The organism is Rhizobium sp. UFLA01-1127, from assembly GCF_059803845.1.
The window spans coordinates 1-11,946 of record NZ_JAUQTZ010000172.1; the positions used below are offsets into that span (position 1 = coordinate 1).

General features: G+C 60.2%; 12 protein-coding genes and 1 pseudogene. 4 read left to right on the forward strand and 9 right to left on the reverse strand.

Annotated features, from left to right (window positions below; translation table 11 throughout):
* The 7 genes from Q4Q11_RS28240 to Q4Q11_RS28270 all read right to left on the reverse strand — a co-directional run.
* The coding region (locus Q4Q11_RS28240) for a PhzF family phenazine biosynthesis protein (protein ID WP_498571542.1) at window positions 1–821 on the reverse strand (821 nt) is incomplete at its 3' end.
* Between the two features lie 148 nt (window positions 822–969).
* The gene (locus tag Q4Q11_RS28245; protein WP_112510068.1) at window positions 970–1,719 is read right to left on the reverse strand and encodes an NUDIX hydrolase; all 750 of its coding nucleotides are present in this window, start codon (window positions 1,717–1,719) and stop codon (window positions 970–972) included.
* Window positions 1,716–2,831, reverse strand: coding sequence for an endonuclease/exonuclease/phosphatase family protein (locus Q4Q11_RS28250; protein WP_498571543.1), 1,116 nt, complete (start codon window positions 2,829–2,831; stop codon window positions 1,716–1,718). Before Q4Q11_RS28250 ends, Q4Q11_RS28245 begins: the two co-directional genes overlap by 4 nt.
* A gap of 47 nt (window positions 2,832–2,878) precedes the next feature.
* Window positions 2,879–3,874, reverse strand: coding sequence for an isopenicillin N synthase family dioxygenase (locus Q4Q11_RS28255; protein ID WP_113223291.1), 996 nt, complete (start codon window positions 3,872–3,874; stop codon window positions 2,879–2,881).
* 78 nt (window positions 3,875–3,952) lie between these two features.
* Window positions 3,953–4,984, reverse strand: coding sequence for an ABC transporter ATP-binding protein (locus tag Q4Q11_RS28260; protein ID WP_498571544.1), 1,032 nt, complete (start codon window positions 4,982–4,984; stop codon window positions 3,953–3,955).
* Complete coding sequence (locus tag Q4Q11_RS28265; protein ID WP_498571545.1) at window positions 4,972–6,666, reverse strand: ABC transporter permease; 1,695 nt, start codon at window positions 6,664–6,666, stop codon at window positions 4,972–4,974. The genes Q4Q11_RS28260 and Q4Q11_RS28265 overlap by 13 nt, the downstream gene beginning before the upstream one ends.
* A gap of 17 nt (window positions 6,667–6,683) precedes the next feature.
* A complete protein-coding gene (locus tag Q4Q11_RS28270; protein ID WP_498571546.1) occupies window positions 6,684–7,664 on the reverse strand; it encodes an ABC transporter substrate-binding protein in 981 nt (326 codons plus the stop codon).
* A gap of 173 nt (window positions 7,665–7,837) precedes the next feature.
* Between Q4Q11_RS28270 and Q4Q11_RS28275 the strand changes: the two genes are divergently transcribed.
* The gene (locus tag Q4Q11_RS28275) at window positions 7,838–8,896 is read left to right on the forward strand and encodes an aldo/keto reductase (protein ID WP_498571547.1); all 1,059 of its coding nucleotides are present in this window, start codon (window positions 7,838–7,840) and stop codon (window positions 8,894–8,896) included.
* 17 nt (window positions 8,897–8,913) lie between these two features.
* On the opposite strand, the gene Q4Q11_RS28280 is transcribed toward Q4Q11_RS28275, so the two are convergent.
* The gene (locus Q4Q11_RS28280) at window positions 8,914–10,143 is read right to left on the reverse strand and encodes an aminotransferase-like domain-containing protein (protein WP_498571548.1); all 1,230 of its coding nucleotides are present in this window, start codon (window positions 10,141–10,143) and stop codon (window positions 8,914–8,916) included.
* A gap of 219 nt (window positions 10,144–10,362) precedes the next feature.
* On the opposite strand from Q4Q11_RS28280, the gene Q4Q11_RS28285 reads away from it, so the two are divergent.
* The 3 genes from Q4Q11_RS28285 to Q4Q11_RS28295 are packed head-to-tail and all read left to right on the forward strand — an operon-like array spanning window position 10,363 to window position 11,590.
* The gene (locus tag Q4Q11_RS28285) at window positions 10,363–10,572 is read left to right on the forward strand and encodes an AbrB/MazE/SpoVT family DNA-binding domain-containing protein (protein ID WP_112510362.1); all 210 of its coding nucleotides are present in this window, start codon (window positions 10,363–10,365) and stop codon (window positions 10,570–10,572) included.
* Complete coding sequence (locus Q4Q11_RS28290) at window positions 10,572–10,949, forward strand: type II toxin-antitoxin system VapC family toxin (protein ID WP_113216237.1); 378 nt, start codon at window positions 10,572–10,574, stop codon at window positions 10,947–10,949. Before Q4Q11_RS28285 ends, Q4Q11_RS28290 begins: the two co-directional genes overlap by 1 nt.
* 53 nt (window positions 10,950–11,002) lie before the next feature.
* The gene (locus Q4Q11_RS28295; protein ID WP_498571549.1) at window positions 11,003–11,590 is read left to right on the forward strand and encodes a class I SAM-dependent methyltransferase; all 588 of its coding nucleotides are present in this window, start codon (window positions 11,003–11,005) and stop codon (window positions 11,588–11,590) included.
* 49 nt (window positions 11,591–11,639) lie between these two features.
* Here the strand turns inward: Q4Q11_RS28295 and Q4Q11_RS28300 are convergent.
* Window positions 11,640–11,946: pseudogene (locus Q4Q11_RS28300) on the reverse strand (ketol-acid reductoisomerase); the annotation flags it as partial.

The window sequence follows — 11,946 nt, forward strand, 5'->3', positions numbered from 1 at the left end:
AGCGATGGCCGTCCCATCTCTATGCCCTGTTCGATGATGAAAGGATGATGTCCATCCGGCAGGGCATCGAACTGATTGATGGCGCCGGACATTGCCGCAACCGCGGAACCCGTCGCTGGATCCTCGACGATCCCCATGCCGACCGGAAAGACGCGCGCGTGAAACTTCGCTAGGTGATTGACGCCACCACGACAATAGATGAAGGCGGAGGCAAGCGCGCCCTCGACGAAAGGAACCGTCTTTTCCCAAAGTTGCGCGTCGAATTCCAGTCGCTCCGACGCCCCGACATCGTGCACCGGCACGAGAAGGAATGGTACGCCGGCGCTCCAGATGGACGGAACGTGGTTCTCGAAACCTATCTCGGTGACCTTCAGGCTGAGCGCATTGGCGATGTCCGCCCTGTCGAGCGGCAGAAGGATCTGCTGCGATTTTCTCGGCAGATCGAACTCGGCAAAGCCCGCCTTGTTCTGTCGCAGCTTGATGGCGCAGCGCACCGGCCCGATGCGCTCGTCCAGCACGCAGACGAGATCGAGATCTCCGCCATGGCTGGCATGGGCTCGCTCCGCCAGCGCGATCGCAGTACCAACCGTCGGATGCCCGGCAAAAGGCAATTCGCAGCTGGGCGTGAATATCCGCAGGTTCGCCGTGTGAGCGGGATTTTGAGGCGGCAATACGAACACCGTTTCGGAGAGGTTCAGTTCCCTGGCGATCGACTGCATCGCCTCGTCGCTCAGGTCATCGGCGTCGAAGATGATCCCCAATGGATTGCCCGCCAGCTTGCTGTCGGTGAACACATCATAGACACTGTAGCTGCGCGCCAATCCCGCCTCCATCATGCTTCCAGACTAATTATTCATACCGGCAAGCAAATACAGCGCAAGCCTATAGCGCCCGCGCGTCATATGTGACGTACAAAGATTGCTGCAGCGCTTCAAAGCTGCCGCATGATTTTATTCCCGATTTAGGGAATTATGCGGTGGTCCGTTTCCCGCCGCCGAAGAACCAGGCAAGAATGGGCAGCATCGAAATGTTGTAACGATGCGCCGCGGGGTCGGATGATCGAATGGCGACCACGCCATCGACTTCGTCCTCTTCGGAAACAAGCATGTGCGCCTCGATCCGCCGCAGCATATCCTCGGCCGTCCAGGGAAAGCGGAAAACGCGAAAAAGCGTGACCGACCGATTGACATGCGTGGCATAGTATCCGGACTCCGGAAGCGCATCACTCAGGTCGAGGCCGGTCTCCTCCAGAACCTCGCGGCGCATATTGCCCTCGACATCGCAGCGTCCGTCGACAATATCGTTCTCGTCCATGGAGCCGGCGGCGCAATAGACCTGGCCGGGATTGGCCGTGTGGGGCGCCATTCTGATTGCGATGAGGGCTCCGTCCGACGATACCGCGACGGCGAAGGCAAAGAGGTGGTAGCCTCCCGGCTGCCTCTGCTTTCGCCACCAGAGAAACGTCGAGAAGGGTGTCACATAGGCTTCCCCCTTGATCGCACCGTCGGCGATCGACAGCCGATGCTGAAAGACCATCCGGCCGTCATAAAGCGATGGATTGGCCGCGATTTCCCTTGCCCAGTTCGCCTGCGCCTCCCCCCGCTCACGCAGATGGAAGGGATGCTCGCCGGCAAGCACGGCGAGATCGATGCTCGAGACGGGAAATACGCTGCCTTCCGGCGGCCAGCCGGCCATGTCGTTCTGTTCTGAAACGGTCATATCAAATCCAATGTCATGACGACGGGGCAATGGTCGGATGCTTTCGGCCTGTCCCAGCCGATGCGCGGATAGCGCTCTACCTCCAGCCCCGGAGGAAATATGGTGCGGAAGGGCTGACCCGAACGGACGATGTCCGGCACACCTGTTGCGTTGGCGCGCGCCAGAGCCGGTGACAGCCAGATGTAGTCGAGCTGGCAGAGCCGCTGCTCCTGCGGTCCGCGCGCATGATAGAGCGTCCAGCGGTCGAATTCTTCACGGCGGCGCGCGATATTTTCAGCAAAGCCGTCGTGACTGAAAACATCGAGCGCGCTCTCCTTTTCTTCGACACGCGGCTCGAAGCGGTAGCCGGTGCGGCGCGTTCCGATGACGTCGATCCATTCCTGATAGTCGTTCATGTCACCGCAGATGGCGAAATTCTTCGTCGCCGTATGGCCGGCACCGAACCGGTCCTCGATGATGCGGCGAACCGCCAAGGTCTCGGCCCGGCGGATCGGCATGGTCGCGTAACGCCCATCCATGCCTTCGCGCGCCGGCGCCATCGATTTCAGGTGTACCACATAGAGAGAAAACGGAATGCCACCGATATGGAAATGCAGCTCCAGGCAATCCCGCTTGAAGACCTTGTCTTCCGCATGAAGGCCGATTTCAGCAAGCTCATCGTTGAAGAGGCCGAAATCGCCGTATGTCACCATGGCATGACTTTTGATGTCGTTGAGCACGATCGGCTGGCCGTCACGGGTTTGCTCGCGCATCATCACGGCGACATCGATGCCGCGGCTGTCATTGCCCTCGATAAGGAATTTCTGGCGGTAGCCGTTGCCGACCATGCGGTAAAGATAGCCATATTCGAATGCCTGCAGCGCAGCCATATTATCGACTTCCTGCAGGCAGATGATGTCGGCATCCGCGTCCGCAATCGCCAGCGCCGTCATCTGCCTGGTGTCGTCGGTCGCGGCGATCACGCGCGCCGCCTCCAGCTGCTGATAAACCTCTTCGCTGCGAACATCGAAGAGCTGCAGCACGCGATCCTGGCGCAGCTGGTTGCGAAAACCGGTATAATCGAAACGTGTCAGAAGGTTTTCGACATTGAATGTCGCGAGGCGCAGGGACATGAAGCATTCCAGTTTACGAGAATATGAGCCGGCTTATCATACTCGCATCAGCCGGTCTTGGCTGTGACAGTCGATTTGAATTTGCCCATCAGATAAGGACCGGACAGAAGGGGGGCGTATTTCGGCTCCTCACCCGGCGTCAGGCATGAAGGCAGGCAGGCGATTTCGGCAAACCAGTTCGGCTGATGGAAAAAGGCCAGGGATTGCCGCCGCTGCATGCCACCCTCTTCCGGCGGCGGATTGACGACGCGGTGCACGGTCGAAACCCAGCGATCGTTTGTCCAGAGCGCCATCAGGTCGCCGATATTGATGACGAAAGCGCCCTCGACCGGCGGCACCGGCATCCAGTTGCCGTCGCGGGCAATGATCTCAAGCCCTTTGGAACCGGGCTGCGGCAGGAGGATCGTCAGGCTGCCGTAGTCGGTATGTGCGCCGGCGCGAAGCTGGTCCGGCTGCGGCGGTACATGCTGCTCGGGATAGTTCAGCGCTCTCAGCGCGCTGATCGGCGCATCCACATAGGGATCGAAGAAGCGCTCGTCGAGGCCGAGGGCGGTTGCGAACACGCGCATGATGCGCGCCGCCAGATCCTCCATCGCCCGATAATAAGCCTTCCAGGCTTCCGCGAAACCTTCTGGTCCTTCCGGCCAGATGGTCGCGGCATAGCAGAAGCCTAGTGCTTCCGGGTCGGTCATGCCAGCTGGAACGGAAAGCGGGCCGCCGTTGAAACTTTCCTTCAGATCCGGCGGCGTGTCGACATTGCGCGATTTTGCGAGCGCTTCAGTCCCCGGCCCGAGATAGCCGTAGGGATAGCCGGGATAGAGCGTCTTGGCGCGCTGCTTCACCTCGGGCGGCAAATCGAAGAAGGACTGCGTCTTCTTCCAAACCTCGGCGATAACAGCATCGGCGACGCCGTGGTTGGCAATCGCCAGGAAGCCGGTCGAGCGGCATATCAGATCCACCTCCGCGCCGATCCGCCTTTTCTCGTGATGATCGGCCGCTTCGAAGGCGCCGAGATCGAAAATCGGAAAACTGTGATCGGGCATATGCGCGACTCCCATTCGTGACGCCGTGCAAATCAAGCATAGGAGGCGACGGCGAACAACCACCTTGTCGCTACGCGATCAAAGCCGCCAAGCGGAGCGAATGGCAACCGGGTAGACGTCACCCACAGCGACAGCCTCGCGGCTATAGGCGCGCAGCACTTGCCCATCCGGCATCGAGAGCCTTATCGCATAGCGCTCGCCCTCATAGAGAACGGAATCGACGTGGCAGGAAATACCCTCCGCATCGGCGACCACGTCTTCGGGCCGTACGAGGATATCCGCCTGTGCAGACCCGCCTGCCCGATTATCCCATATATCGCCGAAGGACGGCCAGTCGATGCGGCGCGGCCCGCAATCTGGAAAAGCGAGCGACAGGATGGCACCCTGCCCGACAAGGCTGCCCACCATTTTACCTTCGGGGCATGCATAGATCTTGGCCGGCGGTGCAACCTGCAGCAGCCGCCCCTCGGACATGACGGCAACGTCGGTCGCGAGCGCCATCGCTTCGCTCTGGTCATGCGTGACATAGACCATCGTGGCGCCCGAGCGCTGATGGAATTCGCGAAACGTCTCCTCCATCTCCTTCTTCAGGTGACGGTCGAGATTGGCGAGCGGCTCATCGAGCAGCACGACATCGGGCGATGTCACCAGGCAGCGGGCGAGCGCCACGCGCTGCCGCTGGCCGCCGGAAAGATCCGCTGGCCTACGCTCCGCATAATCGCCAAGCCGCACGGTCGCGAGCGCCTCGCGCACCTTCTCGCGGTAGCGCTCGCCGGAAATGCCGCGCACCTTCAGCGGATAACCGACGTTGTCGGCGACATTCATATGCGGCCAGAGCGCATAGGACTGAAACACCATCGCCATGTTGCGCCGCTCCGGCGGCAGCATATTCGCTGCATCCGCAAGCAGCCGCTCGCCGAGAAGGATGGAGCCATCCGTCGGCTGCTCGAAGCCGGCGATCATTCTGAGCACGGTCGTCTTGCCGCAGCCGGAGGGGCCAAGCAGCGCCAGGAAGCCGCCTTCACGAACGTCAAGCGACAAAGCACTGACAGCGGCGCGCCCGCCTGTACCGAAATCCTTGCCGATATGATTGAGGATCAGCTTCGCCAAGGCACGACTCCCTTCGGCAGGCGTTTGGCCATGATTTCCAGAAGCACCATCATGATGGCGACCATGGCGATGACGATGACCGACATGGCCGAGGCAAGATCGGCGCTGCCGCCATCGTCGAGATTGTAGATGACGACGCCGAGCGTCTGCGTACCCGCCGACCAGAGCAGCGCCGAAACGGTCAGCTCGTTGCAGGCGATGAGGAAAACGAGGATTACCGATGCTCCCGCCGCCGGCGCGATCAGCGGCACGATGATATCGGCAAGACGGCGGAAGAAGCCGGCCCCTGAAAGACGCGCCGCCTCTTCCAGCGCCGGATCAAGTTGCAGGAAGGCGCTCATGACCGGCTTCAGGCTGACCGCGAAATAGGCGGAGAAATAAGCGAGCAGGATGATCCAGATCGTCCCGTAGAGCGTGACATTGAGGATCGGCAATGGTGCTGCAAACACCAGAATGAAGCAGACGGCGATGATGATGCCCGGCAGCGCATAGGGGATCTCGATCATGCCGCCGACGATGCGGCTCAGCATGTCCTTGCGCCGCGTCAGCGCATAGGCGGCAAGCACTGTCACCAGCAGGAGACCGAATGCCGTCATGCCGGCAAGAAACAACGAATTGGAAAAGGCGGTGCGCGTTATGCTCTGCCGAAACAGGATTTCCGTGAAGGCATTGAGCGATGCCGTCTTGAAGGTAAGCGGCACGCCATAGGCCGGCACCAGCGCACCGGCAACCAGTGCCAGGAAGGGAGCAACGAGCATGACGAACAGGATAGTGCAAAGTACCGGCAAGGCCAGATAGCGCCAGCGGCCGAGCGAAAAAGCAGCCGTGGCTCCGGAAATGCCGATGACGCGATAGTCACGCCCCTTCAAGGCCCTGCCCTGTACGGCGAGCCCGACAACGGCAATGACGGCGATCATCGTCGACAGCACCGCGATATCGCCGAAGGTGCGCGGCCCGAAACTGGAGAACTTGGTGAAGATCAGCGTCGACAGCGTATAGATCGAGGCGGGAATGCCGAGGATCGCCGGAATGCCGAAATTGCCGATCGAGGAGACGAAGGCGATCGCTGCACCCGCAATGACACCGGGCAGAGACAAGGGCAGGATGATATCGCGGAAGACACGGAAGCCCGACGCCCCGGAAAGCCTGGCTGCCTCAACCCCATCGCGCGGCAGCGCCATCAAACCGGCACGCAAGGCGAGATAGACGAGCGGCGCATGCTGAACGCCGTAAAGCAACGCGATACCACCTATAGAATAGAGCGGCTGCGGTGAGCCAAGCGGCGGCGCGATGTGCAGCGCTTTCAGCAACGGGCTCGACGGCCCGGACATCTGCACCCAGGCAAGCGCCGTCACCTGCGGCGGGATCATCATCGGCAGCACGAAGAGGAAGCCGATGAGGCTCCTTCCCGGCAGATCCGTCAATGTCAGCAAAAATGCGAAGAGGCAGCCGAGCACGACGGAAACGATGGTGCCGAGGACGGCCGTTTCGATCGTGTACCAGGCCGAGCGCCAGAGCGAGGGATCGGTGATCAGCTCATAGGTGCCGCCTCTCAGCAGCGCTTCGATGCCGGCAAGCGCCAGCCGCGCCAGCGGCAGAACGCTGAGCAAGAGCACGACGGCAACAACAAAAGGAAACAGCCAGGCCGGCTGGCTGTTTCCTCGACGCACATATGAGTACATTCCAAATCCGGGTCGAATTACTTCGACTTGAAGTAGGTGGAGAAGGTCTTGAGGTCCTGATCGGTGTTCTTGAGAGCATCGGCTGCATTCAACGGCAAAATCTTGATGCTGTCACGTGCCGGGAAGCCTTCCGGCAGCGGCGTGCCGTTGCGGGCCGGGATATAGCCGAGCTTCAGGAAGCCTTCCTGGCCTTTTTCGGAAAGAGCGTAATCGACGAACTTCTTGGCGGCATCGGCATGCTGCGTGCCGGCGAGAATGCCGACCGGCTCGGTAACGGCCGAAACGCCTTCCTTCGGGAAGACGAATTCCAGCGGAGCGCCCTTGGCCTTTTCGCGGATCGGCATGTAGTCGACGATCATGCCATAGGCCTTCTCACCCGAAGCGACGGACTTGAGGACTGCGCCGTTGCCGCCGGACGCGATCGCACCGTTTTCGGCAAGGTTCTTGTAGTAGTTCCAGCCGAGGCTGCCGACGCCTGCAAGCGTCTGAGCGTGGATGAGAGCGGCACCCGAGGCAAGCGGGCTCGGCATGGCGACCAAACCTTTGGCGTCTGGCTTCACCAGATCCTGCCAGCTTGCCGGCTTCATCGCGGCGGCGGTGTTGTAGACGATGCCGGTCGTGATCAGCTTGGTGGAATAGTAGTAGCCGTCGGCGTCATAGAGCGACGGATCGTAATTTGTGGCTTCCGGCGACTTGTAGGCGAGCAGCTTGCCGGCTTCCTTCAGGCGCTCCAGCGTCACCGTATCGGCAATCAGCAGAACATCGGCGACGGGAGCGCCGGCCTGCATTTCGGCCTGCAGCTTGGCAATGATCTGCGGCGTGCCGTCGCGAACCCAATCGACCTTGATGCCGGGATTGGCGGCCATGAAGCCGTCGACGGTCGCCTGCGCATCGGCGTTCGGCTGGCTGGTATAGAGGACGAGATCGGATGCATTGGCGCTGCCGGAGAAAAGAGCGATGGCCAAAAGGCCGGCAAAGGCGGAAATAAAGGTCTTCATGAAACGTCCTCGGCTGAGTTGCAGGAAGGTTGTCTAGACGCATGGCTTAACATGATTGTGACAGTTGAATTTGAGCAGATTGCCGTTCGTATGATGATTGAACCTTGACCGCCGCCTTCCCGCGCTATTTCCTGACGCACGTATTTCAGACGGAATCGAGGAGGGACAGATCTATGGAATATCGCCTGCTTGGCCGCTCCGGCCTCAAAGTTTCCACCATCACCATGGGCACCATGACCTTCGGCGGAGTGGGCTGGGCAAAAACCGTCGGCGATCTCGGCGTCAAGGAAGCAAAGAAGCTCGTCGACATGTGCGTGGATGCCGGCGTCAACCTGCTCGATACCGCCGATGTCTATTCGCAGGGCGCGTCGGAAGAAATCCTCGGCGAAATCATCGGCGGTCCGCGCAAGAACGGCGTGCTCATCGCCACCAAGGCCCGCTTCCCGATGGGGCCTGGCGTGAACGATGTCGGCTTGTCGCGCCAGCACCTCATTCAGGCGTGCGAGGCAAGCCTCAAGCGCATGAAGACAGACGTGATCGATCTCTATCAGCTGCATCAATGGGACGGGCAAACGCCGCTGGAAGAAACGATGGAAGCGCTCGACACACTGGTTCGCCAGGGCAAGGTCCGCTATATCGGCTGCTCGAATTTTTCCGGCTGGCACATCATGAAGGCGCTCGGCGTCAGCGAGCGCGATAGACGCGAACGCTTCGTCAGCCAGCAGATCCATTACACGCTGGAAGCCCGGGACGCGGAAAACGAGCTGATACCTATTAGTATCGATCAGGGCCTCGGCATTCTCGTCTGGAGCCCGATTGCCGGTGGCCTTCTTTCGGGCAAGCATCGCCGCAATCAGGCGACGCCGGAAGGCACGCGCCAGTTCGCCGGCTGGACGGAACCGCCGATCCGCGATGAAAACCGCCTGTGGAATATCGTCGATACGCTGGTGGAAATTGCCGAGGGTCGCGGCGTTTCGGCGGCTCAGGTGGCGCTTGCCTGGCTCATCGGCCGCAAGGGCGTGACCTCCGTCATCGTCGGCGGTCGCAACAAGGCGCAGTTCAAGGACAATCTCGCCAGTGCCGAATTGAAGCTGACCGACGAGGAGCGCAAGCGGCTCGACGACGTCAGCCTGCAGCCGCTGATGTATCCCTATTGGCATCAGCGCAATACGGCCAGTGATCGGCTGAGCGAGGCCGATCTCGCGCTGATCGGCCCGCATCTGGCGAAGTAAGGAAACAGCGTGGCGGCTTAGGCCGCCATCTCCCCGATCTCGCCGGCAATCAGCTTTCCGAGCCGCGAAATGCCTTCTTCGATCATCTCGTCGTTGGCGCAGGAGAAGCTGACGCGGAAAGTGTTCGCGCCGGTACCGTCAGCGAAGAAGGCCTGACCTGGCACGAAGGCGACCTTCGCCGTTTCCAGCGACCGTGCCAGCAGCTTGGCGCCATCCATGCCCTTCGGCAGGGTGATCCAGACGAACATGCCGCCTTGCGGCTTTGTCCAGCTCGTACCGTCAGGCATGTATTTCGCAAGCGCCGACAGCATGCAGTCGCGGCGGTGGCTGTAGGTTTTGCGGACCTTGGTGACCTGCGCTTCGAAGCCGCGCTCGGCGACCTGATGGATCGCGATCTGGTTGATAGTCGAGGAATGCAGGTCGGCCGCCTGCTTCATCAGAACGAGCTTGCGGATGACGGGCGCATTGGCGACCACGAAGCCGACGCGAAGGCCGGGCGCCAAAGTCTTGGAGAAGCTGCCGCAATAGATCGTGCGCGTATCATTGATGCTGCCCTTGCGTGCGATTTCCAGCGCGAGGATCGGCGCTACCGGCTCGCCGTCGTAACGCAGCGATTGATACGCAGCGTCTTCGATGACGGCGATATCCAGTTCCTCGGCAAGATCGAGTAGCTTTTCGCGACCTGCCAGATCCACCGTCTCGCCCGTAGGGTTGGCGAAATCGGCCGAGAGATAGGCGAATTTCACCCTGCCGCCCGCCTGCGAAGCGGCGGCGCGATAGGAATCCGGCGTGCGATTGCCGTTCGGCGTCAGCTGGTCGTAGGTCGGCTCATAGGCGTTGAAAGCCTGCAGCGCGCCGAGATAGGTCGGCGCTGTCACAAGCGCCGTATCTTTCGGCGACAGGAAAAGCTTGCCGAGATAATCAAGCCCCTGCTGCGAACCAGAAACGATGAAGACGTTTTCAAGCTCGCAGGGAATGCCGAGTGCGCCCATCTGGCCGACAAGCCACTCGCGCAGCGGCTTGTAGCCCTCGCTGACCGAATATTGGAGCGCTGCATTGACCGTCGGACCGGAAAAGATATCGGCATAGGCCTGCTTGAACTCCGCATCCGGAAACAGAGCGGGGTCGGGAATGCCGCCGGCAAACGAGATGATATCAGGCCGTTCCAGCAGTTTCAGCAACTCGCGGATTTCGGAGGCGCGCATACGGCTTGAGCGTGTCGCAAAGATATTTTCCCAATTCAGCATGGGGCTTCCTCGTAATTTTTGATCTTTCCGACACAAGATCACGCAACAAAATATAAGTCAATAATGCTGACCTATTTTGTTTATGATGGTGACAAGCAGTTGCTGAAAATGGTCGATTTGCGGTTGGCTACCGTTGTGCTGAGGCCACCAAAGGACCTACACATTCATCTATCTGGGTGCTATTCTTACACTATATCCATCGATCGGAAGAGCGTAAGAATGGCCACTGCGACCCTCTCCTCAAAATTTCAGATATCGATCCCGAAGGAAGTTCGCGACCAGCAGCATTGGAGCGCGGGTCAGGAGTTCGTTTTCATTCCCAAAGGAAAGGGCGTGTTACTCATTCCCGTACCCGAACTCGCCGATCTCAAAGGCATGGCGAAGGGCGCCAATCCCAGCAATTATCGTGAGCGGAAAGACCGGTTCTGATGCGCGTCGTTGACAGCTCGGCATGGATCGAGTGGCTGATCCAAGGTCCGGCCGCAGATCGGCTTCAGGGCGAAATGCCCGCGCGGACCGAATGTATCGTCCCCACCATCGTCCAGCTCGAACTCGCCAAATGGCTGGAACGCGAGCGCGATGAGGACGCAGTCGATTCCTTCTTCGCCTATACCGCCACCTGTATCATCGCTCCCCTCGATACCGCCCTCGTCCGTCGCTCCGCCGAAGTCTCGGCGAAACACAAACTCGCGCTAGCCGATGCGATCATCTATGCCACCGCCGAACAGCACGATGCCGACGTTCTGACGCTGGATGCTCATTTCAAGGGCCTAGAACGCGTGGTCTATTTTGGCAAAGCACAATAGATATTTGCCCTTTTCCGCTAAACGCGGCACATCTCGAAAAGGCGCCAGCCAGCATGAGCACCGACCCGACATCGTCCTTCTATACCGACAATGCAGCCGTTTATGCAGCGCGCGAACGCAAGCTGCCAAGACAGCGGCTGGACGCCTTCCTGGATGCCTTGTCCGCCGACGCGGCCATTCTCGAACTGGGTTGCGGCGGCGGCCAGGATGCCGCCTACATGCTGTCGCGCGGCTTCGACGTCACGCCCACGGACGGTTCCGCGGAACTCGCCAAGGAAGCCGAAGAGCGCATCGGCAGATCCGTCCGAATCATGCGCTTTGAAACCTTGGATGATACCGGGGCTTTCGACGGAGTATGGGCGGAAGCAAGCCTTCTGCACGCCCCGCGCTCGACGTTGCCGGCTATCTTCGATCGCATTCTGCGCGCCCTGAAAACGAACGGCATCTTCCACGCCAGCTTCAAGGCGGGAGAGGCAGAAGGGCACGACAAGTTCGGACGCTATTACAATTATCCTTCCGCCGCATGGCTCGAGGCCATACTGAGCGCCGGAGGATGGAAGAACATCGGCGTGACCGAAGCCGATGGCGGCGGCTTCGACGGCGAGCCGACAAGATGGCTTCACGTCAAAGCACAAAAATAGAAAGGCCGGAGCTTTCGCCCCGGCCCTCCGTTCCGATAATGCGGAAAGCTTAGTTGACCGACTTGTCGACCAGCTTGTTCTTGCCGATCCAGGGCATCATGCCGCGCAGCTTGGCGCCGACTTCTTCGATCTGGTGGCTGTCATTGTTGCGGCGGATGCCCTTGAAGCGGGCAGCACCCGAACGGTATTCCTGCATCCACTCGGAGGTGAATTTGCCGGTCTGGATGTCCTTCAGGACGCGCTTCATCTCAGCCTTGGTTTCTTCGGTGATGATGCGCGGACCGGTGACGTATTCGCCCCACTCGGCCGTGTTCGAGATCGAGTAGTTCATGTTGGCGATGCCGCCTTCGTAGATC

Coding starts and splice junctions, on each gene's coding strand:
- Q4Q11_RS28245 (WP_112510068.1), bottom strand. CDS start 1,719: ATGACCGTTTCAGAACAGAACGACATGGCCGGCTGGCCGCCGGAAGGC.
- Q4Q11_RS28250 (WP_498571543.1), bottom strand. CDS start 2,831: ATGTCCCTGCGCCTCGCGACATTCAATGTCGAAAACCTTCTGACACGT.
- Q4Q11_RS28255 (WP_113223291.1), bottom strand. CDS start 3,874: ATGCCCGATCACAGTTTTCCGATTTTCGATCTCGGCGCCTTCGAAGCG.
- Q4Q11_RS28265 (WP_498571545.1), bottom strand. CDS start 6,666: ATGTACTCATATGTGCGTCGAGGAAACAGCCAGCCGGCCTGGCTGTTT.
- Q4Q11_RS28270 (WP_498571546.1), bottom strand. CDS start 7,664: ATGAAGACCTTTATTTCCGCCTTTGCCGGCCTTTTGGCCATCGCTCTT.
- Q4Q11_RS28275 (WP_498571547.1), top strand. CDS start 7,838: ATGGAATATCGCCTGCTTGGCCGCTCCGGCCTCAAAGTTTCCACCATC.
- Q4Q11_RS28280 (WP_498571548.1), bottom strand. CDS start 10,143: ATGCTGAATTGGGAAAATATCTTTGCGACACGCTCAAGCCGTATGCGC.
- Q4Q11_RS28285 (WP_112510362.1), top strand. CDS start 10,363: ATGGCCACTGCGACCCTCTCCTCAAAATTTCAGATATCGATCCCGAAG.
- Q4Q11_RS28290 (WP_113216237.1), top strand. CDS start 10,572: ATGCGCGTCGTTGACAGCTCGGCATGGATCGAGTGGCTGATCCAAGGT.
- Q4Q11_RS28295 (WP_498571549.1), top strand. CDS start 11,003: ATGAGCACCGACCCGACATCGTCCTTCTATACCGACAATGCAGCCGTT.